Here is a 22301-nt window from a genome sequence, read left to right as displayed (position 1 = left end):
GGGCGTCCCGCCACCTGCGCGGGCGCGCCGCGCGCTAGACTGCAGCGATGCCGTTCAACGTCACCGTGCACCACGGCCTGCCGCACCTGCTGGTGGCGGCCGGCGGTCCGGCATCGCTGACGGACCTGTGCGGCCTGGCCGACCTCGTCGCCACGATTGCCGCTCGCGCGGGGTACCGGCGTGCGCTGATCGACCTGCTGGCCACTGACATTTCGTCGCTCAGCTTCACCAACCACCTGACGCTCGGCGCCTATGTCGCCGAGCGGTTCGGCCGGCTCGAGCAGGTCGCCACGGTGGTCACGCCCGCCAACCGGAAAGGCACCAGCGAAAAGGCGGCGCAGCGGCTCGGCTTGCGACTGCGCACATTCACCAGCCTCGACGAGGCGATCGACTGGATCTCGGCCGGCCCGCCGTGAGCGGCCACGGCACACAAGCGTTCCCAACTCTGATACGGTGAACGTTGCTTCACCGCATCCCGCCGCCGCCATGAAAATGCGAATCGAACACGACACCTTCGGCCCGGTCGAGGTCCCGGCCGCCCGCCTGTGGGGCGCGCAGACGCAGCGCTCGCTGCTCAACTTCGACATCTCCGGTGAGCGCCAGCCGCGCGAAATCATCCGCGCGCTGGTTCAGGTCAAGCGCTCGGCGGCCGTGGTGAACCACCTGATGGGCCTGCTGTCCCAGGACAAGGCCTCGGCCATCATCGCGGCCGCCGACGAGGTGCTGGCCGGCCGGCACGACGACGAGTTTCCGCTGGTGGTGTGGCAGACCGGTTCCGGCACGCAGACCAACATGAACGTGAACGAGGTGCTCGCCAACCGCGCCAGCGAACTGCTCGGCGGGCCGCGCGGGGAAGGACGGCTGATCCATCCCAACGACGACGTGAACAAGAGCCAGTCGTCCAACGACGTCTTCCCGACGGCGATGCACGTCGCCGCGGTGGATGCGATCCGCAACCGGCTGCAGCCTTCGCTGATGAAGCTGAAGGCGACCCTCGCGGCCAAGGCGCAGGCGTTCGACCACATCGTCAAGATCGGACGCACGCACCTGCAGGACGCGACGCCCTTGACGCTGGGGCAGGAGTTCTCCGGCTATGTCGCCCAGCTGGAGCAGGCGGACCGGCACCTGCACGGCGCGCTGCCGCACCTGTGCGAGCTGGCGCTGGGCGGCACCGCGGTCGGCACCGGCCTCAATGCGCCGCCGGGCTACGCCGAGCGGGTGGCCGCGGAACTGGCGCGCCTCACCGGGCTGCCGTTCGTGACGGCCGCCAACAAGTTCGAGGTGATGGCGGCGGCCGACGCGCTGGTGCATGCCCACGGGGCACTCAAGACGCTGGCCGCCAGCCTCATGAAGATCGCCAACGACATCCGCTGGCTCGCGAGCGGTCCGCGCAGCGGCATCGGCGAGATCACGATCCCCGAGAACGAGCCGGGTTCCTCGATCATGCCGGGCAAGGTCAACCCGACCCAGAGCGAGGCGGTGACCATGTTGTGCTGCCAGGTGTTCGGCAACGACGTGGCGCTCAACTTCGGCGGTGCGTCCGGCAACTTCGAGCTGAACGTGTTCCGCCCGATGATCGCCCACAACTTCCTGCAGAGCGTGCGGCTGCTGGCCGACGGCATGGCCAGCTTCAACGACCACTGCGCGGTGGGCATAGAGCCGAATCGCGAGCGCATCGCGGAACTGGTGGACCGGTCGCTGATGCTGGTGACGGCGCTCAATCCGCACATCGGCTACGACAAGGCGGCGCAGATCGCGAAGCAGGCACACCGCGAAGGCACCAGCCTGCGCGAGGCGGCGCTGGCGTCCGGGCACGTGACGGCGGCGCAGTTCGACGAGTGGGTGCGGCCGGAGAAGATGGTGGGGCGCTGAAAGTCGGGAGGCTGTCGCGCCTCAGTGCCCCTTCGCCCCGGCCGGCACCGGTCCCGCCATCAGCTTGTCGGTGTACGCAATCGCCATCGCCGACAGCAGGAACGTGATGTGGATCGCCGTCTGCGCGATCAGCACCCGGTCGGTGTAGTTGTCGGCGTTGATGAAGGTCTTCAGCAGGTGGATCGACGAGATCCCGATGATCGCCGTCGCCAGCTTCACCTTGAGCACCGAGGCGTTCACGTGACTGAGCCACTCGGGCTGGTCGGGATGGCCCTCGAGGTTCATGCGGCTGACGAAGGTCTCGTAGCCGCCGACGATCACCATGATCAGCAGGTTCGAGATCATCACCACGTCGATCAGTGCCAGCACCACCAGCATGATCACGGTCTCGTTGAGCGACGTGATCGGCGCCGTCTGCTTGTAGCCGATGCTCGTGATCAGCTGCTGCAGCGCGGTCTGGCTGCCGAACGCGGCTTCCAGCAGGTGCACCAGTTCCACCCAGAAGTGGAACACGTAGACGGCCTGCGCCGCGATGAGGCCCAGGTACAGGGGCAGTTGCAGCCAGCGGCTGGCGAAGATCAGGCCGGGCAGCGGACGCAGCGGCGATCTGGTGCTTTGAAGGGGATTGGGGTCGGCCATCGGGAGGGGTTTTTACGGATGGGGGCGATTGTAGATTTCCGGCGCCGGGGGGCGGGATCGCGGTAGATTTGGCGCTGGCCGGCCGTCAGTGCCCTGTAAGTGCGGGCGCGGACAGTCCGCGGCGAGAATTCACCACTTCCGGAGACAAGTATGAGTGCTATCGAGTCCGTCCTGGTCGAGAACCGCGTTTTCCAGCCGCCCGAGTCCCTGGTGAAGTCGGCGCGCATCTCGGGCATGGCAGCCTACCAGGCGTTGTGCGCCGAGGCCGAGCGGGACTTCGAGGGCTTCTGGGCGCGCCTGGCGCGCGAACACGTCGCGTGGAGCAAGCCGTTCACGCGCACGCTCGACGAATCCGGAGCGCCCTTCTACCGCTGGTTCGAGGACGGCGAACTCAATGCCAGCGCCAACTGCCTGGACAAGCACATGGGCACGCCGGTGGAGAACAAGACGGCGATCGTCTTCGAGGCCGACGACGGCGCGGTGACGCGCGTGACCTACAAGGAACTGCTCGCCCGCGTCAGCCAGTTCGCGAACGCCTTGCATGCCCAGGGCATCCGCAAGGGCGACCGCGTCATCGTCTACATGCCGATGTCGATCGAGGGCGTGGTGGCGATGCAGGCGTGCGCCCGCATCGGCGCGACGCACAGCGTGGTGTTCGGCGGCTTCTCGGCCAAGGCCCTGAACGAGCGGATCATCGACGCCGGCGCGGTGGCCGTGATCACCGCCAACTACCAGATGCGCGGCGGCAAGGAGATGGCGCTGAAGGCCATCGTCGACGAGAGCATCGCGATCGGCGGCTGCGACACGCTGCGCTCGGTGCTGGTCTACATGCGCACGCCGACGCCGTGCGCCATGGTGGCCGGGCGCGACAAGACCTTCACGGAGGTGCTTCAGGGCCAGGGCACCGAGTGCCCCCCGGAGCCGGTGGGCGCCGAGCATCCGCTGTTCGTCCTCTATACCTCGGGCTCGACCGGCAAGCCCAAGGGCGTGCAGCATTCCACGGCCGGCTACCTGCTGTGGGCCAGGCTCACGATGGACTGGACCTTCGACATCAAGCCGTCCGACGTGTTCTGGTGCACGGCCGACATCGGCTGGGTGACGGGCCACACCTACGTGGCCTACGGGCCGCTGGCCGCCGGGGCGACGCAGGTGGTGTTCGAAGGCGTGCCGGTGTATCCCAACGCCGGACGCTTCTGGGACATGATCCAGCGCCACAAGGTGTCGGTGTTCTACACCGCGCCCACGGCCATCCGCTCGCTGATCAAGGCGGCCGAAGGCGACCAGGCGATCCATCCGGCGCGCTATGACCTGTCCAGCCTGCGCATCCTGGGCACCGTCGGCGAGCCGATCAATCCGGAAGCCTGGATGTGGTACTACAAGAACGTCGGCGGGGAGCGCTGCCCGGTCGTCGACACCTGGTGGCAGACCGAGACCGGCGGCCACATGATCACGCCGCTGCCCGGCGCGACGCCGCTCGTGCCGGGTTCCTGCACCTTGCCGCTGCCCGGCATCATGGCGGCGATCGTGGACGAGGGCGGCAAGGACCTGCCCAACGGCGACGGCGGGTTGCTGGTGATCAAGCGGCCCTGGCCGGCGATGATCCGCACCATCTGGGGCGACCCGGAGCGCTACAAGGCCAATTACTTCCCGCCGGAACTCGGCGGCAAGCTGTACCTGGCCGGCGACGCCGCCGCCCGCAGCGTCGACCGGGGCTACTTCCGCATCGGCGGCCGCGTCGACGACGTCCTGAACGTCTCGGGGCACCGCCTCGGCACCATGGAGATCGAGTCGGCCCTGGTGTCCAAGACCGATCTGGTGGCCGAGGCCGCGGTGGTCGGCCGGCCGGACGACCTCACCGGCGAGGCGATCTGTGCCTTCGTCGTGCTCAAGCGATCGCGGCCCACCGGCGAGGAGGCGAAGCAGATCGCCTCCCAGCTGCGCGACTGGGTGGCCAAGGAGATCGGTCCGATCGCCAAGCCCAAGGACATCCGGTTCGGCGACAACCTGCCCAAGACCCGCAGCGGCAAGATCATGCGCCGCCTGCTGCGCTCGATCGCGAAGGGCGAGGCGATCTCGCAGGACACGTCGACTCTCGAGAATCCCGCGATCCTGGAACAGTTGGCCGAGAAGGTCTGATCGGCCCCGGCAAGAAAAAGCCCCGCGATGCGGGGCTTTTTCGTTCGCGGACCAGGTCCGCAAGGCGTCGGGCGTTACTTGGTGGCGAGGACCCAGGCTGCCAGCTTCTTGGCTTCGGCGGCGCTGACCTGCGGGTTGGCCGGCATCGGGACGGGGCCCCACACGCCGGAGCCGCCTTTCACGATCTTGTCGGCCAGCTTGTCCGCGGCGTCCTTCTGGCCGGCGTACTTGGCGGCGACGTCCTTGTACGACGGGCCGACCAGCTTCTTGTCGACCGCATGGCAGGCCATGCAGTTCTTGGAGGTGGCAAGCGCCTGGTCGGCCATGGCGGGCAGGCACGCCGCGGCGGCGAACAGGACAAACAGGGCACGCTTCATTGGGAGAGTCCTCAAAGGTTGGGTTACATTGCTGAACGCAATTGTAGTGATGGCCGTTGACAGGGTCGGGATCTCCCCACGGGTTCAAGGCACATATTCGGAGAATGTAATGTATCTTCTGGGATTGGGAGTCCTGCTGCTGGCCCTGAAATACCTCGAGATCGGGCCGGTGGCGGCGTGGGAGTGGTGGTGGGTCCTGTCCCCCTTCGCCGCGGCCGTTGCATGGTGGGCCTGGGCCGACTGGTCGGGCTACACCAAGAAGAAGGCGATGCAGAAGGAAGACGCCCGCAAGCAGGCGCGGATCGACAAGAGCCGCGAATCTCTGGGGATCAAGCCCAAGAAGCGCTAGAAGAGGCCCGCGCTCCCCGCGCCTTCACGAGCCGACGTCCAGGTGCTTGCGCCGCAGGGGCGCGATGGCGGGACCTTCGATCACGGTGCCGTCCACCCGGAACCGGCTGCCGTGACACGGGCAGTCCCAGCTCGTTTCCACGCTGTTCCAGTGCACCTTGCAGCCCAGGTGGGTGCACACCGGCGACACGGCGAACAGCTCCCCGTCCGGGCTGCGCCAGGCCGCGAAGGTCTCGCCCTCGGCCTCCACGTGGGCACTGTCGCCGGGCGCGAGGCTGGCCAGATGCTGGGCCTGGCGGTGCGTCAGGTAGTCCTTCACCAGCTGTTTCACCGTCGTGACGTTCTCCTCGATCATCCCCTTCGCCCCCTTGACCGGGGAGAAGCGCGAGGCCTTGCACAGTTCGCCGAACGGCGGTGACCGCCCCATGATCTGCTCGGAGACGACGGTTGCGCAGACGGTGCCCCAGGTGAGCCCGTCGGTGGCGAAGCCGGTGGCGACGAAACAGCCGCTCGCATCGCGGCCGACGTACGGCAGCCCATCGGCCGAGCGATAGTTCTGCGCCGACCAGCGATGGCTGGTCGGCCCGGGCCCGAAGTGCTTCCCGGCGGCCGCTTCGACGACCATCAGGCTCGCCCTGGCGTTGTGGATGCCGACCTTGTGCTCCTGGCCGATGCAGACCAGGTAGCGGCTCCCGCCGGCCTCGAGCGTGCGCACGGACAGCCCCTCGGCGCCGCGGATCCAGAACGTGCCGGGACCGGGGTCCGCGCCGGTGAGCGGCCGCGCGATGCCGTACTCGCGATGCACCGGCATTTCCGCCTGCACCAGGTGGAAGCCCTTGGGCGAATGCGTGGCCAGCACGATCTCCTGGGCCCGGACGCTGCCGTTCGCCGTGGCTACGCGCCTGGCCTTGTGGTCCAGCTCGACCACGCACGACTGCTCGTGGATGCGCACGCCGGCCTGGACCGCCAGTTGGGCGACGTGGTTCACGTAAGCCTGCGGCTGGAACTGCGCCTGGTCCTGCAGCACCAGCACGTCGCCAAGCGGCGCGGGCAGCGGGGCCGGCACGCTGCTGTCCAGGCGGACGCTGGCGCCCGCCTTCGACAGCGCGTGGAACTCGCGCGCGACCTGCTCGCGCTGCTGCTCGTCGATGGCCCAGGTCAGGTGGGCGCAGCGCCGAAAGCCGGTGTCACCGTGCGCCGCGAGGCGTTCGATGAAGGCGATGGCCTCTCGCCGCTGCTCGACCACCTGCCGGGCTGCGTCTTCGCCCCAGCGCTGGGCCATGGTCGACAGCCCGTCGGCCAGGGTCACGTACAGGTTGCCGGTGGAATTCGCGGTACTGCCGCTGCCGAGCTGCCGGGCCTCCAGCAGCACGACGGAGCGCCCCTGCCGGGCGAGCAGCAGCGCCGTCGTCACGCCGGTGATGCCGCCGCCGATGACCAGGACGTCGGTCGCGAGGTCTCCCTGCAGCGCCGCGTAGGCGGTCCCCGGCGCGGTGGCGCGCCACACCGAAGTGGTGTCCATGGCTCGTTCTCCTTCTGCGGATCGGCCATGCTAGGGGGCCCGGTGGGGCCGGGTCGTAGGACGAAAGCCACAGCCGCGCGGCCGTGGCAGGCGCTCAATAGTTGTCGAGCACGGCGCCCTGGCTGGCGCTGCAGGCGTTGAATGCGAACTTGGCGAGCACCCCGCGGCGATAGCGCGGCGCCGGCGCTTTCCACGCGCTGCGCCGCTTCGCCAATTCGGCCTCCGGCACGTTCAGCTCGAGCTTGAGCTGGTGCGCGTCGATCGTGATCGAGTCGCCTTCGTTGACGAGCGCGATGTTGCCGCCGGCCGCCGCCTCCGGTGCCACGTGGCCCACGACCATGCCCCAGGTGCCACCCGAGAAGCGGCCGTCGGTGATCAGGCCGACGCTCTCGCCCAACCCGGCGCCGATCAGGGCGCCGGTGGGAGCCAGCATCTCCGGCATGCCCGGACCGCCCTTCGGGCCCAGGTAGCGCAGCACCATCACGTCGCCGGCCTTGATCTTCCCGTCCAGGATCGCCTGCAGCGCCGACTGCTCGTCGTCGAACACGCGGGCCGGGCCGGTGATGACCGGGTTCTTCAGGCCGGTGATCTTGGCCACCGAGCCTTCGGGCGACAGATTGCCCTTGAGGATCGCCAGGTGCCCGTGCTGGTACATCGGGTCGGCGACCGTGCGGATCACGTCCTGGTCGGCGCGCGGCGCATCGGGAATGTCCTTCAGCGTCTCCTCGATGGTCTTGCCGGTGATCGTCATGCAATCGCCGTGCAGCAGGCCCGCCTTCAGCAGGACCTTCATCACCTGCGGGATGCCGCCGGCGCGGTGCAGGTCGACGGCCAGGTAGCGGCCGCTGGGCTTGAGGTCGCAGATCACAGGCGTGCGCTGGCGGATGCGCTCGAAGTCGTCGATGGTCCACTCGACCTCGGCGGCGTGCGCGATCGCCAGGAAGTGCAGCACCGCGTTGGTCGAGCCGCCGATTGCCATGATCACGGCCACCGCGTTCTCGATCGCCTTCTTCGTGACGATGTCACGGGGCTTGAGGTCGCGGCGGATCGCCTCGATCAGCACCTTGGCTGACTCGCGAGCCGAGTTTTCCTTCTCGTCGTGCGGATTCGCCATCGTCGACGAGTACGGCAGCGACATGCCCATCGCCTCGAACGCCGACGACATCGTGTTGGCCGTGTACATGCCGCCGCAGGAGCCCGAGCCGGGAATGGCGCGCATCTCGATCTCGCGCAGGTCGGCGTCGCTCAGGTTGCCGGCCGCGTTCTGGCCGACCGCCTCGAACACGCTGACGATGTTGAGGTCCTGGTCCTTCCAGCGGCCCGGCAGGATGGTGCCGCCGTAGACGTAGATCGCCGGCACGTTGGCGCGCAGCATCCCCATCATGCCGCCCGGCATGTTCTTGTCGCAGCCGCCGACCACCAGCACGCCGTCCATCCACTGGCCCTGGACGCAGGTCTCGATGCAGTCGGAGATCACCTCGCGGCTCACCAGCGAGTACTTCATGCCCTCGGTGCCCATCGCCATGCCGTCCGAGATGGTCGGGGTGCCGAACACCTGGGCGTTGCCGCCGGCTTCCTCGATGCCGGCGATCGCGGCGTCGGCGAGCTTCTGCAGCCCGCTGTTGCACGGGGTGATCGTGCTGTGGCCGTTCGCGACGCCCACCATCGGCTTGCGGAAATCCGACTCCTCGTAGCCCATGGCGTAGTACATCGAGCGGTTGGGCGCCCGCGACTTGCCCTCGGTGATGTTCTTGCTGCGACGGTTGATCTGGATGGTCTTGATTTCCATGGTGGGTCGGTGTCAGTGCGCGGTGGCGACCGCTCGAGCAGGGAAGTATGCCCCAGCCCGCCCGGGTCGCCGGGGATGGCCCCAGGCGCCCGCGGGACAGCGCCGGGCCGCGCGGCGCCCGCGCCGGCGACCCTTGCCGCACAATCAGCGGATGCTCACGTATCCGAACATCGACCCCGTCGCGCTGCGGCTGGGGCCCATCGCCATCCACTGGTACGGACTGACGTACCTGGCCGCGTTCGCGCTGTTCATGCTGCTCGCGTACCGCCGGCTGCACCACGAGCCGTTTGCTTCCGTGAGGGGCCCCGGCGCCTGGACCCGCAAGGACGTCGAGGACATGTTGTTCCTCGGCGTGCTGGGGGTCGTCGTCGGCGGCCGGCTGGGCTATTGCCTGTTCTACAAGCCCGGCTACTACCTGGCCCACCCGCTCGAGATCCTGTACGTCTGGCAAGGCGGCATGAGCTTCCACGGCGGCATGCTCGGCGTGATCGTTTCCCAGTGGTGGTTCGCGCACTCGCGCGGCAAGCCGTTCTGGCAGCTGATGGACTTCATCGCGCCGTGCGTCCCGCCGGGGCTGGCGGCCGGACGGGTCGGCAACTTCATCAACGGCGAACTGTGGGGAAGGGCGGCCGACCCGTCGCTGCCCTGGGCCATGGTGTTCCCGCAAAGCGGGTCCATGATCCCGCGCCATCCGTCGCAGGTCTACCAGTTCCTGCTCGAAGGCCTGCTGCTGTTCGTGCTGCTGTGGCTCTATGCACGCAAGCCGCGCCGGCAGGGGCAGGTCGCCGCCGCGTTCCTGATCGGCTACGGCGTGCTGCGCTTCGTGGCCGAGTATTTCCGCGAGCCAGACAGCCACCTCGGGCTGCTGTCACTCGGCTTCAGCATGGGGCAGTGGCTGAGCCTGCCGATGGCGCTGGCCGGCGTGGCGCTGTGGCTGTGGTTCGACCGGCGGCCGGCGCCAGTTCCGGCGAGGTGACGCCCGCCGGTCGCGCCGATTCGGGTAGGTAGTTTCCCGCGCCCGGCCCACGGACCGCGGCGGTCGACCCATAATTTCCCGTAATTACGCGAAATTATGGCCCCCACGACCATGCGCCTGATCTCCAGCTCGCTCCACGACGAAGTGGCGCAGCAGCTGCGCGAGCGCATCTTCTCGGGCGAACTGACGCCGGGCAGCTTCCTGGACGAGCCCGCGCTGGCCGAGCAGATGGACATTTCGCGCACCCCGCTGCGCGAGGCGCTGAAGGTGCTGACCGCGGAAGGGCTGGTGCGGCACGAGCCGCGCCGCGGCTGCTTCGTCAACGAGGTCACCGAGCAGGACCTGGACGAGATCTTCCCCGTGCTCACCATGCTGGAAGGGCGTTGCGCGTTCGAGGCGGCGCTGCATGCGAGCGACGCCGACCTGCAGGCGCTGGAGGCGCTGCACGACAAGCTGGCACGGCATGCCAGGGCGCGCCGCATCAACGACTACTACGCCGCGAACTACGCGATCCACGAGGCCATCATCAGCCTGGCCGGCAACCGCTGGCTGGCCCAGGTGATCGGCGACCTGCGCAAGATCGTCAAGCTCGCCCGCCTGCAGCAACTGCATGCCCCGGGGCGGCTCGAGGAGAGCCTCGCCGAGCACCAGGCGGTGTTCGCCGCGCTGCGGACGCGCGATGCGGCCGCCGCCGAGGCCGCCATGCGGGTCCACCTGGAGCGCCAGCGCGAGGCGCTGCGCGAGCTCGCGCGCAACCGGCTGGGAAGGCGCGTCCAATGAAGCGCGGCTTCGTGCAAGAGGTCCGGGCAAGGCCGCGTGCATTGCTCCATAGTGAACCGGAGAGGTGCGAATGAACGCGACCGACTGGCTGGCGCGCAGCGTGGCGCTGCTGCGGCCGACCCTCGAAACCACGGCGGCGGCGTCGCCGCGGGTGCCGGGCGAGGCCAAGGCCCCGCAGCGGACCACGCGCGAGCGCCTGCAGGCGACGCTGCGCCGGCGCCAGGAGGCGCTGTCGCCACGGGTGCTGCGCCGCACGCTCACCGAGTTGCAGGCCATCGTCGATCCGCAGGTGAGCGAAGTGGAGGCGGGCCGCCTCGCCAGGGCCTTTGCCGAGTGGTACGCGCAGGCGCCGCTGGAGGCGCGGCGCGACGGCTGGCTGCTCATGAGCGAGCAGTTCGCGCCCGATGCCCGCAAGCTCAAGGCGGTGCGCGACCAGTACGAGGCGGCGCAAGGCACGCCCGAGGAAGGGCAGGCCGAGATCCGCCTGCGCAAGGCGCTGGTCTCGCCGCGGACCCGGCTCCTGCAGCGCTTCGCCGTGTTCCCCGAAGGCATGCGTTTCCTGGTCGACCTGCGCGCCGAGCTGCTGCCGCACCTGAAGGCCGACAAGCGGCTGGCGCCGCTGGACGCGGAACTGGAGAACCTGTTCTCGACCTGGTTCGACGTCGCCTTCCTGGAACTGCGGCGCATCAGCTGGGACTCGCCGGCGTCGCTGATCGAGAAACTGATCAGGTACGAGGCGGTGCACGACGTGCGCGGGTGGGCCGACATGAAGAACCGCCTGGACAGCGACCGCCGCTGCTACGGCTTCTTCCATCCGCGGCTGGACGGGGAGCCGCTGATCTTCGTGGAAGTCGCGCTGGCCGATGGGCTGTCCGGCTGCATCACGCCGCTGCTGGACGAGTCCGCCGCGCCGAGCGACCTGGGCCGCGCGACCACGGCCATCTTCTATTCGATCAGCAGCACGCAGCCCGGGCTGCGCGGCGTGAGCTTCGGCGACTCGCTGATCAAGCGCGTGGTGGAAACGCTGAAGGAAGAGTTTCCGCGCCTCAAGACCTTCGCCACCCTCTCGCCGGTCCCGGGCCTGCGCGCATGGCTGAGCCGCAACATCGGCACGCTGCTGGAGCGCCTGGAGCCCCGGCCGCGCGCGGAGCTGGCCAGGGTCCTGGGCGGCGAGCTCACGGCGCAGCAATTGCTGGCGGCCTGGGACAAGCCGCTTGCCCTCGAAGCGAAGTCGCCGGTACGGGGGATGCTGATGCGCTGTGCCGCGGAATACCTGGGCCACCAGTGGCAGGACGGCAAGCCGGTGGATCCGGTGGCGCGTTTCCACCTGGGCAATGGCGCCCGCGTCGAGCGCCTCAACTGGGGCGGCGATCCTTCGTCCAAGGGCGTGAAGCAGTCGTACGGGCTGATGGTCAATTACCTGTACGACCTCAAGCGGCTGGACAAGCACCGCGCCATGCTGGCCGGCGGCGAAATCCCGGTTTCGGGCGCCGTCGAGGACTTGTATTTATAGTCGCGTCCGTTCCATCGAAAAACCCAAGGGAGACAAGTCATGAACTGGATTTCACGTCGCGCGGTCCTGCGTGCGGCGGGAGTTGCGGGCGCCGCCTCGCTGCTGCCCATCGCTCGCGCGCAGTCCTGGCCGGCCAAGCCGGTGACGGTGGTCGTTCCGTTCCCCGCCGGCGGCGGGACCGATGCGTTCGCGCGTCCGCTGGCGGCGCAGTTCGCGAAGCAGACCGGCAAGCAGCTGATCATCGACAACCGGGGCGGGGCCGGCGGCACCGTGGGCGCGAGCCTGGCGGCGCGACTTCCGAACGACGGTTACTCGCTGTTCATGGGGGCCGTGCACCACACGATCGCCCCGTCGATGTATCCGAAGCTGGACTACGACCTGGAGAAGGACTTCGTGCCGCTCACCGTCGTCGCGACGGTGCCGCAGGTCGTCGTCGTCAACCCCAAGCGGGTGGCTGCGGCCGACTTCAAGGCATTCGTCGAGATGCTGCGGCGCAACCCGGGCAAGTACAACTACGGTTCCGCCGGGAGCGGCACGTCGCACCACCTCGCCGGCGAGCTGTTCAAGCAGCAGACGAAGACGTTCATCACGCACATCCCGTACCGCGGCGCCGGTCCCGCGCTGCAGGACCTCATCGCCGGCAACGTCGACATGATGTTCGACGGTTTGGGCTCGTCGGCGGGCCACATCAAGGGCGGCCGAACCAGGGCCTTGATGGTCTCCGGCGCCAAGCGCAACCCGGCCCTGCCGGACGTGCCTTGCGCGGCCGAAGTCGGCCTTCCCGACTACACCGTCACGACCTGGTACGGACTGTGGGCGCCCAAGGGCACGCCCGCGGACGCGCAGGCGCGCATCATCGACGAGGTTCGCAAGGCGGTGCAATCGGATGAATTGAAGGCGGTCTGGGCCAACCAGGGCGCCGAGTTCCCGAACCTCGGCCAGCAGCAGTTTGCCGCGCTCGTGAACGGCGAGATCAAGCGCTGGGCCAACGTGGTGAAGGTGTCGGGCGCACGCATCGATTGACGGCGCGCTGCGGCACCCGCTCGGGGCGGGTCGCGGCCGGACAACAGGGAAAACAGGGCGGCCACCGGGCGCGCCGCCGGTCGTGCGGGCCGGCGTGCCGCGCCCCTTTCGAAGAAATGTCACGATGAAGCAAGAGAACCTCTTCGCCGCGCTGCGCGCCGCGTTCCCCGCGGACCTCGACGCGGCGGCCGTCGAGACCGACGCCGGGCTCGTCTACTCCTGGCGCGACCTCGACCGTGCGACGGCGATGATCGCCAACCTGCTGCAGTCGCTCCAACTTCCGCCGGCGTCGCGCATCGCGGTGCAGGTCGAGAAGTCGGTCGAAGCGATGATGCTGTACCTGGGCACCTTGCGGGCCGGCCATGTGTTCCTGCCGCTCAACACCGCCTACCAGAGCGCCGAGATCGAGTACTTCATCGGCAACGCGGAGCCGGCGGTGGTGGTGTGCACCAGCAGGAATTTCGGCTGGGTCAGCAAGCTCGCGTTCAAGGCCGGCACGCACCACGTGTTCACGCTCGACGACGACCGGACCGGCTCGCTGCTGGAGCGGGCGGCGCATTGCGGCGACCGGCACGAGATCGCGCCGGCGGGCGCCGACGATCTCGCGTGCATCGTCTACACCAGCGGTACGACCGGCCGCAGCAAGGGCGCAATGCTGACGCACGGCAACATGCTGTCGAACGCGCAGGTGCTCAAGGACTATTGGGGCTGGCAGCAGGGCGACGTGCTGATCCACGCCCTCCCGATCTTCCACGTGCACGGCCTGTTCGTTGCCATCCACGGCGCGCTGCTGAACGGCAGCAGGATGATCTGGTTCGGCAAGTTCGACCCGAAGCGGGTGATCGAGCGCCTCCCCGACGCCACCGTGTTCATGGGCGTTCCCACGCTCTATACGCGCATGCTGGCCGAGGCGCGCCTGAACAAGGTGGTGTGCCGGAACATGCGCCTGTTCATCTCCGGCTCGGCGCCTCTGCTGCCCGAGACCTTCAATGCCTGGAAGGAGCGCACCGGCCACACGATCCTGGAGCGCTACGGCATGAGCGAGACGATCATGCTGACCTCGAATCCGTACGACGCCGCGCAAGGCGAGCGGCGCGCCGGCACCGTCGGCTTTCCGTTGCCCGGCGTGGGCGTGCGTGTGCGCGACGAGGCCGGCCAGGACGTTCCTGCGGGCGAGATCGGCGGCATCCAGGTCACCGGGCCGAACGTGTTCAAGGGCTACTGGCGCATGCCCGAGAAGACGAAGGAGGAGTTCACCCACGACGGGTGGTTCAGGACCGGCGACGTCGGCAGGATCGACCGCGACGGCTATGTGACCATCGTCGGGCGCAGCAAGGACCTGATCATCAGCGGCGGCTACAACGTGTACCCGGCCGAGGTCGAGGGCTACATCAACGAGCTGCCGGGCGTCGCGGAAAGCGCGCTGGTGGGCGTGCCCCATCCGGACTTCGGCGAGGTCGGCGTGGCCGTGGTGATTCCCAGGCCGGGGATGAGGCTCGACGGCGAGGAAATCCTCGCGAAGCTCAAGTCGCAACTGGCCAACTTCAAGATCCCCAAGCGCTGTTTCGTCGTCGACGAACTGCCGCGCAACACCATGGGCAAGGTGCAGAAGAACCTCCTGCGCGAGCAGCACAAGCAGTTGTTCGCCTGAAGGCTCCCAGGACGCCTGCGGGCGCGCTGGTTGTAGCCTAGGCGACAACTGCGCGCCGCAAACCTTGACGGATGTCATCCGGCGTGCCGGCGGCGCCCCCTAAGCTGCCCCGATGGATTTCGAGCCGTCCCCGAAAGCGCGCGCCTGGCTGCAGCAGCTGGAGGCGTTCATCGACCGCTTCGTGCTGCCGTACAACGCCGCCTGGCACCGCTGCGCGGCCGAGGGCGTGCCGCCGCCATTCCTGCAGGACCTGAAGGACCTGGCCCGGGCCGAGGGACTGTGGAACCTGTGCCTGCCGGGGCTGCGCGACGACGAGCCCGGCACCCGGCTGTCCAACCTGGACTACGCGCCGCTGGCGCAGGCGATGGGGCGGCTGCCCTGGTCGGCGGAAGTTTTCAACTGCAGCGCGCCCGACAGCGGCAACATGGAGCTGCTGCAGCAGAACGCGACGGAGCCGCAGCGGCTGCAGTGGCTGATGCCGCTGCTGGAAGGCCGCATCCGTTCGGCGTTCGCGATGTCGGAGCCCGACGTCGCGTCGTCGGACCCGACCAACCTGCAGACTTCGGTCCGGAAGGAAGGCGACAAGCTGGTGCTCAACGGCCGCAAGTGGTTCATCACCGGCGTCGCCCATCCGCAGTGCCGGCTGCTGATCGTGATGTGCCGCAACGAGGGCGAGGAGCCGGCGGCCGGCCACGACGGCCACAGCATGGTGCTGGTGCCGCTCGACACCAAGGGCGTCGAGGTCGTGCGCAACATCCCGATCATGCAGCACCGCTCGCCCGAGGGCCATTGCGAACTGCTGCTGCGCAACGTGCGCGTGCCGGCCGAGAACCTGCTGGGCGCGTGGGGCCAGGGGTTCGCGATGGCGCAGGCGCGCCTCGGACCGGGCCGGGTGCACCACTGCATGCGCACCATCGGCCAGTGCGAACTGGCGCTGGAGCTCGCGTGCGACCGCGCCCTGGAGCGGCGCGCGTTCGGCAAGTACCTGGCGGACCAGGCCAACGTGCAGGACTGGATCGCCGAGTCGCGGCTGGAGATCGACCAGGCCCGCCTGCTGGTGCTGCACGCCGCCTGGAGCCTCGACCAGCGCGAGGGCCTGCCTTCGCGTGCGTTGCGTGCCGAGGTCGCCGCGATCAAGGTGGTGGCGGCCCGGCTGCAGACGCGGGTGGCGGACCGCGCGATGCAGATCTTCGGCGCGATGGGCATGTCGCCGGACACGCCGCTGGCCTGGCTGTGGACCTGGGGCCGGGCGATGCGCTTCCTGGACGGGCCCGACGAGGTGCACCTGCGCACGATCGCGCGCCAGGAACTGTCGCTCGCGCGCGAGCGGCAGGGATCGTCGGCCGCCTATTTCACGACGCCTGAGCAGCTGGAAGCGCCGCCGCGCATCCGCTGAAGGCGCGCTCCCTATCTCACGCCGCGGCGGCGCATCATCTCCTCGCCCATCGCCGCCTGGGCCGGCTCGTCGAGCAAGGCCGCTGCGGCGGGATAGACGATCGCCTCCTCGGCTTCGATGTGGCCGTCGTAGAGGCCGGCGAAGGCTTCCAGCGCGGCTTCGTCGGCCGGCGCCAGCACCGCCAGTACGCCGGCTTCGATGCGGGCGAGCACCGCGCGCGCGGCCTGCCACGAGGACTCCATCTGCACATGGTCCTGCTGCAGCCGCCGCACCAGCGCCGCGGTGTCGGCATCGCCGCCCGCCAGCAGCGGCGGGAACACGTGCAGTTCCTCGTCCCGGTGGTGGTTCGGCGCCGCCTGGTCGAAGTAGCGCATCACGTCGCGGGCGGCGTCGCGGGCGCTGCTGTCGGCGCCATGGTCGGGCAGGTAGCCGCGCAGCCGCTCCAGCAGGTCCAACATGCGGTGCACGCGCTCGTGGCAGGCCTCGAGCATCTCGAACGGCTGCTCGAAGCCGGGCGCCGGTCCCGGCAGCAGGGACGACATGCGAATGGGCTGGGTCATGGGAGTGTGGAGACGAACTGGGCGGGATCGGGGCGCTGGCGGCCCGGCTTGCGCCGCACCGCGGTGCCGACGCTCAGGAAGCATACTGCCTGCTCCTCGTCCGCCAGCCCGAAGAGCGCGCGCAGCCCTGCCGCGTGCAAGGCCTTGCCGCTGGTCAGCGCCGAGCCGAAGCCCAGTGCCGTCGCCATCAGCAGCATGTTCTGGATGGCGCAGCCGGCCGAGAGCACCCGTTCGGGCGGCGGAACGTCGTCGCCGGGCGCACCCATGCGCACGATGGCCAGCATGAGCACCGGGGCGCGGAAGGCCTTTTCGCGGGCTCGCGCCACCTGCTCCTGCGCCGCGGCCGGATCGCGTTCGAGCAGTGCCGCGGCGAACACCTCCGCCAGGCGCGCCCGCGCCGCGGCGGGTATGAGCACGAAGCGCCAGGGCAACAGCTCGCCGTGGTCGGGCGCGGCGGCCGCGGCCTGCAGGATCAGTTCGAGCTGCCGGTCGTCGGGCCCGGGCTCACCCAGGCGCTTGGGCAGGATGGTCTGCCGATGCTGGATGAGCGCCGAGACCCACTGTGCGCAGGCGGCAGGTTCAGCGCTGGCGGGCGGCAGTGGCAATGCGTCCATATCCCGAACCATAGCGGACTCCCCAGGCCAGCACCACTGCCGCCCACACCGCCGAGGCGGCCGTGAGCAAGGGCTGCGCCGGCATCAGCGGCAGCGTCGCCGCAACGCGCATGATGGTGGCCGCCTGCAGCAGCCAGAACAGGGTCCACACGAGGTTGTCGGCGACTTGCGGCCGGCCCGCATGGGCCGCCGACACGCGCGTGACCATGGCCAGCATCAGCGACCCGAGTCCGCCCATCGCCAGCGCGTGCAGTCCGGCCAGCGGCAGCGCCGCGTCCCCCGAAGACCAGGAGCGCAGCGCGGCTCCCGCCTGCAGCAGCAGCGCGAGCGCGATCCACACCAGGCCGGCGTGCAGCATGGCGAGCAGCCGGATCCTGAGGTTGCTCGCGCGGATCCAGGCGGCCGCCAGCCACAGCAGCACGGAGCCGGCGGCGAGTTCGAGCACGGCCCGGGCCAGTTGCCAGAGCGGTGTCGCCGTGAGCCACGCCTGCAGCCAGGCGGCCAGCGCCTCGAACAGCATCGTTCCGGCCAGCAGCCACAGCACCGACCACTCGCCGGCCGCGGCGAGCCGCGTGCCGCCCGGCGGACCGAAGAAAGGAATCATCCGGTGGCCGACGGCGACGAACATCAGCGCCACGAAGCCCCACAGCGCTGACGCCACCAGCGTGTGCGCGGTCGACACGGCCCCGGCCCAGACCGCCGCCGCCAGCGCTGCCAGCGCGGCGCAGCCGATGCCCAGCGCCAGGCCCGCCAGTCGCGGATGGACGCGGTCGTGCTCCCTGCTGGCCCGCACCAGGGACCAGAACAGGAGCGTCGCGCGCAGCAGGCCGGAGGCGGCGAGGACCAGGCCGGCGGCCGCGAGCCCCGCGTGGACGTGGCTGCCCGCCAGCCACACCAGCCAGCCGGCCGCCTGCACCGCGAGGGCCGGCAGCAGGCGCGGCACGGCCGGCGGGCGCACGCCGAGCCAGCGTGGGCCCGCCGTGAACAGGAAGCCGCAAAAGAAGAGGGGAAAGAAGCCGAAGGTCATCACCGCGCCATGCACCAGCGACGGCGGCAGCGCCATCGGCACCGTGGGCAGCAGACCGGTCCGCTGCAGTTGCACGGCGGCCCACCAGAGCGCGGAGGCGCCCAGCACGACCATGGCCAGGAAGAAGCCGGGGCGGTGCGGGGCGGCCAGGAGGTGGCGCCAGCGCCAGCTTCCTTCGGCGTCGGGGTCGGTCATGCAACGGCCCCGCCTTACCCGCACGCGCCGATGTGGCCGCAGTGCGTGCAATAGTCGCACCCGTCCTTGCGGATCGTGGCGTACGCGCCGCATTCGGGGCACTTGCGGCCGCTCATCGGGGCGACGGTCTCGGCGGCCACTTCGCCCGGCGTGCCGGCCGCCAGCGCGTCCATCGCCTTCGCCTCGCCGCGGCGGCCGGCGATGATGTTCTGCAGGGCGTAGGCGAGGGCGGCCACTTCCGAGTCGTGCCACATGGCCACCTGGGTGCCGTCGGCCTTGGTGTACATGCCCAGCCGCACCGGCCCGCGGTCCCAGGCGACCTTGCGCATGTCGGCCAGCGCCCGGTTCAGGAACCCGCCGCGCGCCGCCAGCGAGAGCAGGCGCATGCTGGAAGTCACCCACTGCTGCGACTCGCCGGTCTGGCCGACCGGCATGAAGAACTCGATGGCGCGCTCGCGGCCGTCGGGCAGCGGCAGGAACGAGACCACCAGGTACAGGTGCTGCCTGCCCTGCTGGGTCCAGTACTCGATCTTCTCGGCCACCGCCGGCAATGTGCCCTTGGGCCGGCTGGCGATCACCTCGTACATAGGATCCGGCGGCGCGACGGCCGCGGCCGCGGGCTGGTGGGGCGCATCCGTCTGCAGCACGGCGCCGATGATGGCGTTGGGACGGTAGGTCGCGAGACCCTTCAGGCCGGCGCGCCAGGCCTCGCGGTACAGGTTCTTGAAGTCCTCGTACGGATAGTCCACCGGCACGTTGACGGTCTTGGAGATCGCCGTGTCGACGAACGGCTGCACCGCCTCCATCATCGCGATGTGCCCGGCCGCCGGCATTGCCAGCGCCGACACGAACCAAGGCGGCAGCCTGGAGGTGTCGCCGCCCAGCGCGCGGAACAGGCGCCACGCATGGTCCTCGACGTCGTACTCGGTGGTGCTGCCGTCGCCCTCGCGCTTGCGGCGGCGGTAGGTCCACGAGAACGCCGGCTCGATCCCGTTCGAGGCGTTGTCGGCGAAGGCGAGGCTGACGGTGCCGGTGGGCGCGATCGACAGCAGGTGGCTGTTGCGGATGCCGTGCTCGCGGATGGCCGCCTTCAGCGGCTCGTCCAGCCGGCTGGCGAAGGTGCCGGCCTCCAGGTAGCCGTCGGCCCGGAACGCCGGGAACGCTCCCTTCTCCCTGGCGAGTTCCACCGAGGCCTGGTAGGCGGCGTCGCGCATGCAGCGCGCGATCCGCGCCGCCATCGCGCGGCCGTCTTCCTCGTCGTAGCGCAGCCGCAGCATGGCCAGCGTGTCGCCCATGCCGGTGAAGCCGACGCCGATGCGGCGCTTGGACGCGGCTTCGGCCTGCTGCTGGGGCAGCGGCCACCAGGTGAGGTCCAGCACGTTGTCCAGCGCGCGCACCTGCACGGCCACGGCCGCCGCGAAACCCTCGAAGTCGAACCGCGGCGTTCCCGTGAAGCCGAACGGATTCCGCACGAAGCGCGTGAGGATCACCGGGCCCAGGTCGCAGCAGCCGTACGGCGGCAGCGGCTGCTCGCCGCACGGGTTGGTCGCGGCGATCTGCTCGCAGTAGCGCAGGTTGTTGTCGCGGTTGATCGTGTCCGGGAACAGGATGCCGGGCTCGGCGAAGTCGTACGCCGACTTCATGACGGTGTCCCAGAGTTGCGCCGCGGGCAGGGTGCGGTACACCCAGGCACCGTCCGCGCGCTGGTGCGCGCCTTGCGCCAGCAGCGCCGCGCCCGGGCGCGCGACGTGCGCCAGCGGCCAGTCCTCGCCCGCCTCCAGCGCCCGCATGAACGCCTCGGTCACGGCGACCGACACGTTGAAGTTGTTCCAGCGGCCCGGGGTGCGCTTGGCGGTGATGAACTCCATCACGTCGGGGTGGTCGATGCGCAGCACGCCCATCTGGGCGCCGCGGCGCGCGCCCGCGCTCTCCACGGTGGCGCAGGAGTGGTCGAAGACGTCGATGTAGCTGCACGGGCCGGAGGCGACGGATGCCGTCGCCTTCACCTCGGCGCCGCGCGGGCGGATCCGCGAGAAGTCATAGCCGACGCCGCCGCCGCGGCGCATGGTCTCGGCCGCCTCGCGCAGGGCCTCGTAGATGCCGGGATAGCCGCCCGCGTCCTGCCCCTGGATGCAGTCGCCCACTGGCTGCACGAAGCAGTTGATCAGCGTCGCGTGCAAGTCGGTGCCGGCGGCGCTCATGATGCGGCCGGCGCCGATCGCGCCCCGGCCCAGGTTCTCGTGGAATTTCGCCTGCCACGCGTCGCGCCGGTCTTCGGCCTCGACCGACGCGAGGGCGCGCGCGACGCGGGCGAACAGGTCCTCGACGTCCTGCTCGCCCTCCTTCAGGTACTTTTCCTGGAGCACGTCGCGGGTGATCGGCTGCACCGCGAGCAGCCCGCGGGCGGCCTCACGCTTCATGCTTTCACGCCTCTTGTTCGGCGGCGGCGAGGGCCTCGGCCTGCTCCAGGACGGGCCACCCGTCGACCTCGTTTTCCTTCACGCCCGCCGGCAGGATGCCGCCGAGCAGCCATCGCATCAGTTCCTGCACGGAACGGATCTGCGTCCCGAAGGGTACACGCCCCGCACCGCGGAAGAACAGCCCCAGGTTGACCTGGCCCGCCAGCGCGTGGCCAAGGTACTTGTCGATGCAGAACTGTCCCCAGGCGGCGTTGCCGTCGCGCAGCCCGCAGTGGGCCAGGCAGTCGAACCACTGGTTGCAGCGCTGCTCGTGCGCCTTGTCCCTGAGCTTGGCTTCCTGGCGCAGGTACTTGTCCAGCCAGGGAGTGCGCACCGCGCGCGCCGGCAGGCCGGCCACGCTGGTGAACTCGACGATGTCCTGCGGCGTCGCGCCGGCCAGGATGCGCTTGAATTCCGGGTGGGCGTCGCATTCCTTCGTCACCGCGAAGGCCGTGCCGAGCTGCACCGCGGCGGCGCCGAGCGCCTGCAGGCGCTGGATGTCCTGCAGGCAGGAAATGCCGCCGGCCGGAATCAGCGGGACGCGGCCCTCGAGGCCGGCCGAGCGCAGGAACGCGGTCGCTTCCGGCAGCACCACGTCGAAGTCGAACCGGCGATCGCCCAGGTCGGCGATCTTCGAGGCGCCCAGGTGGCCGCCGGCCAGCCGGGGGTGCTCGATCACGATGGCGTCCGGCAGCCGGCCCTTCTTCTCCCACTTGCGCACCAGCAGTTGCACGCCGCGGGCGTCGGACAGGATGGGGATCAGCGCCGCCTTGGGGTAATCGCGGGCGAGCTCGGGCAGGTCCAGCGGCAGCCCGGCGCCCACCACCACGGCGTCGATGCCGCAGGCCAGCGAATGGCGCACGTAGTGTTCGTACTCCATCACGGCCTTCATGACGTTGATCGCGAGCAGGCCGCGCCCGCCGGCCAGCTTGCGGGCCCGCGCGATCTCGCGCCCGAGCGCCTCCAGGTTGGCGGCGTCCACCCGCGCCTTGGCGTCGGGCTGGCGGGCCACGTCGGCCGTCCGTGCCATCAGGTCCGGGTGGTGCCGGCGCAGGTCGACCGACGAAATCGTGCCTACCCCGCCCAGTCCCGCCACCGTGCCGGCGAGGCCGCCGGCCGAAACGCCCACCCCCATGCCGCCTTGCACGATGGGCAGCAGGCTCCTGCCCCCGACCTGCCACGGCCGAAGCCCCGAGGTCGCCGCGATCGCCTGCAGTTCCGCGGCTGCCACCGCTCCGATGCAGGGATTGGCCCCGGGGTCATCGGTCAACTCTTTTTCCACTCGTGCTCCAGATATTCGAAGATGGACCAGCTCCACCGGTGGAGGCTATCGGAGCCCGCAGGCGGTTTTCTTGCTATGCGTCAAAGACAGGGATTTCTGGTTCCCGCTACACAGGCAGGTTCCCCATCGGGCGGCCGGTGGA

19 protein-coding genes are annotated in these 22301 nt (G+C 69.8%); 10 read left to right on the top strand and 9 right to left on the bottom strand.

Annotated elements, in window-relative coordinates; genetic code table 11:
- Window positions 1–47: 47 nt before the first annotated feature.
- Complete coding sequence (locus RAMLITH_RS08260) at window positions 48–416, top strand: hypothetical protein (protein ID WP_168106886.1); 369 nt, start codon at window positions 48–50, stop codon at window positions 414–416.
- A gap of 70 nt (window positions 417–486) precedes the next feature.
- Window positions 487–1872: a class II fumarate hydratase gene (fumC, locus tag RAMLITH_RS08255; protein WP_168106885.1), complete on the top strand. Its 1386-nt coding sequence runs from the start codon at window positions 487–489 to the stop codon at window positions 1870–1872.
- Between the two features lie 21 nt (window positions 1873–1893).
- Here the strand turns inward: fumC and RAMLITH_RS08250 are convergent, their stop codons facing one another.
- Window positions 1894–2511: a YqhA family protein gene (locus RAMLITH_RS08250; protein WP_168106884.1), complete on the bottom strand. Its 618-nt coding sequence runs from the start codon at window positions 2509–2511 to the stop codon at window positions 1894–1896.
- Between the two features lie 150 nt (window positions 2512–2661).
- On the opposite strand from RAMLITH_RS08250, the gene acs reads away from it, so the two are divergent.
- Window positions 2662–4647, top strand: a complete 1986-nt coding sequence (gene acs, locus RAMLITH_RS08245) for an acetate--CoA ligase (RefSeq protein ID WP_168106883.1) — start codon at window positions 2662–2664, stop codon at window positions 4645–4647.
- A gap of 74 nt (window positions 4648–4721) precedes the next feature.
- Here the strand turns inward: acs and RAMLITH_RS08240 are convergent, their stop codons facing one another.
- Window positions 4722–5024, bottom strand: coding sequence for a c-type cytochrome (locus RAMLITH_RS08240; RefSeq protein ID WP_168106882.1), 303 nt, complete (start codon window positions 5022–5024; stop codon window positions 4722–4724).
- 109 nt (window positions 5025–5133) lie between these two features.
- Between RAMLITH_RS08240 and RAMLITH_RS08235 the strand changes: the two genes are divergently transcribed.
- Window positions 5134–5373, top strand: a complete 240-nt coding sequence (locus RAMLITH_RS08235) for a TIGR04438 family Trp-rich protein (protein WP_168106881.1) — start codon at window positions 5134–5136, stop codon at window positions 5371–5373.
- A gap of 24 nt (window positions 5374–5397) precedes the next feature.
- On the opposite strand, the gene RAMLITH_RS08230 is transcribed toward RAMLITH_RS08235, so the two are convergent.
- Window positions 5398–6894 carry an FAD-dependent oxidoreductase gene (locus tag RAMLITH_RS08230; protein ID WP_168106880.1) on the bottom strand — a complete coding sequence of 499 codons (1497 nt, stop codon included), beginning with the start codon at window positions 6892–6894 and terminating at the stop codon, window positions 5398–5400.
- Between the two features lie 94 nt (window positions 6895–6988).
- Window positions 6989–8683, bottom strand: a complete 1695-nt coding sequence (ilvD, locus tag RAMLITH_RS08225) for a dihydroxy-acid dehydratase (protein ID WP_168106879.1) — start codon at window positions 8681–8683, stop codon at window positions 6989–6991.
- Between the two features lie 151 nt (window positions 8684–8834).
- On the opposite strand from ilvD, the gene lgt reads away from it, so the two are divergent.
- From lgt to RAMLITH_RS08195, 6 genes are all read left to right on the top strand, one after another.
- The gene (gene lgt / locus RAMLITH_RS08220; RefSeq protein WP_168106878.1) at window positions 8835–9659 is read left to right on the top strand and encodes a prolipoprotein diacylglyceryl transferase; all 825 of its coding nucleotides are present in this window, start codon (window positions 8835–8837) and stop codon (window positions 9657–9659) included.
- A gap of 111 nt (window positions 9660–9770) precedes the next feature.
- Window positions 9771–10439 carry a GntR family transcriptional regulator gene (locus RAMLITH_RS08215; protein WP_168107219.1) on the top strand — a complete coding sequence of 223 codons (669 nt, stop codon included), beginning with the start codon at window positions 9771–9773 and terminating at the stop codon, window positions 10437–10439.
- Between the two features lie 70 nt (window positions 10440–10509).
- Complete coding sequence (locus tag RAMLITH_RS08210) at window positions 10510–11952, top strand: malonyl-CoA decarboxylase (protein ID WP_168106877.1); 1443 nt, start codon at window positions 10510–10512, stop codon at window positions 11950–11952.
- Between the two features lie 39 nt (window positions 11953–11991).
- Window positions 11992–12975, top strand: a complete 984-nt coding sequence (locus tag RAMLITH_RS08205) for a Bug family tripartite tricarboxylate transporter substrate binding protein (RefSeq protein ID WP_168106876.1) — start codon at window positions 11992–11994, stop codon at window positions 12973–12975.
- A gap of 124 nt (window positions 12976–13099) precedes the next feature.
- Window positions 13100–14626 carry a malonate--CoA ligase gene (locus tag RAMLITH_RS08200; protein ID WP_168106875.1) on the top strand — a complete coding sequence of 509 codons (1527 nt, stop codon included), beginning with the start codon at window positions 13100–13102 and terminating at the stop codon, window positions 14624–14626.
- Window positions 14627–14738: 112 nt separating this feature from the next.
- Entirely contained in the window at window positions 14739–16022 is a 1284-nt protein-coding gene (locus RAMLITH_RS08195) for an acyl-CoA dehydrogenase family protein (protein ID WP_168106874.1), read from the top strand.
- Window positions 16023–16033: 11 nt separating this feature from the next.
- Here the strand turns inward: RAMLITH_RS08195 and RAMLITH_RS08190 are convergent, their stop codons facing one another.
- Genes RAMLITH_RS08190 through RAMLITH_RS08170 form a run of 5 tightly spaced genes read right to left on the bottom strand, consistent with a single transcriptional unit; the run spans window position 16034 to window position 22108 of the window.
- Window positions 16034–16582: a hemerythrin domain-containing protein gene (locus tag RAMLITH_RS08190; protein ID WP_238344078.1), complete on the bottom strand. Its 549-nt coding sequence runs from the start codon at window positions 16580–16582 to the stop codon at window positions 16034–16036.
- Complete coding sequence (locus tag RAMLITH_RS08185; RefSeq protein ID WP_238344077.1) at window positions 16579–17196, bottom strand: nitroreductase family protein; 618 nt, start codon at window positions 17194–17196, stop codon at window positions 16579–16581. The genes RAMLITH_RS08190 and RAMLITH_RS08185 overlap by 4 nt, the downstream gene beginning before the upstream one ends.
- Window positions 17162–18418: an NnrS family protein gene (locus tag RAMLITH_RS08180; protein ID WP_168106872.1), complete on the bottom strand. Its 1257-nt coding sequence runs from the start codon at window positions 18416–18418 to the stop codon at window positions 17162–17164. Before RAMLITH_RS08180 ends, RAMLITH_RS08185 begins: the two co-directional genes overlap by 35 nt.
- 14 nt (window positions 18419–18432) lie before the next feature.
- Window positions 18433–20838 carry an adenosylcobalamin-dependent ribonucleoside-diphosphate reductase gene (locus tag RAMLITH_RS08175; protein WP_168106871.1) on the bottom strand — a complete coding sequence of 802 codons (2406 nt, stop codon included), beginning with the start codon at window positions 20836–20838 and terminating at the stop codon, window positions 18433–18435.
- A 4-nt stretch (window positions 20839–20842) separates the two neighbouring features.
- Entirely contained in the window at window positions 20843–22108 is a 1266-nt protein-coding gene (locus tag RAMLITH_RS08170; RefSeq protein WP_337786137.1) for an NAD(P)H-dependent flavin oxidoreductase, read from the bottom strand.
- Window positions 22109–22301 lie beyond the last annotated feature (193 nt).

It is taken from the genome of Ramlibacter lithotrophicus, assembly GCF_012184415.1.
Lineage (GTDB): Bacteria > Pseudomonadota > Gammaproteobacteria > Burkholderiales > Burkholderiaceae_C > Ramlibacter > Ramlibacter lithotrophicus.
The sequence above is the reverse complement of the archived record's forward strand: the minus strand, read 5'-3'. Positions and strand labels throughout refer to the sequence as shown.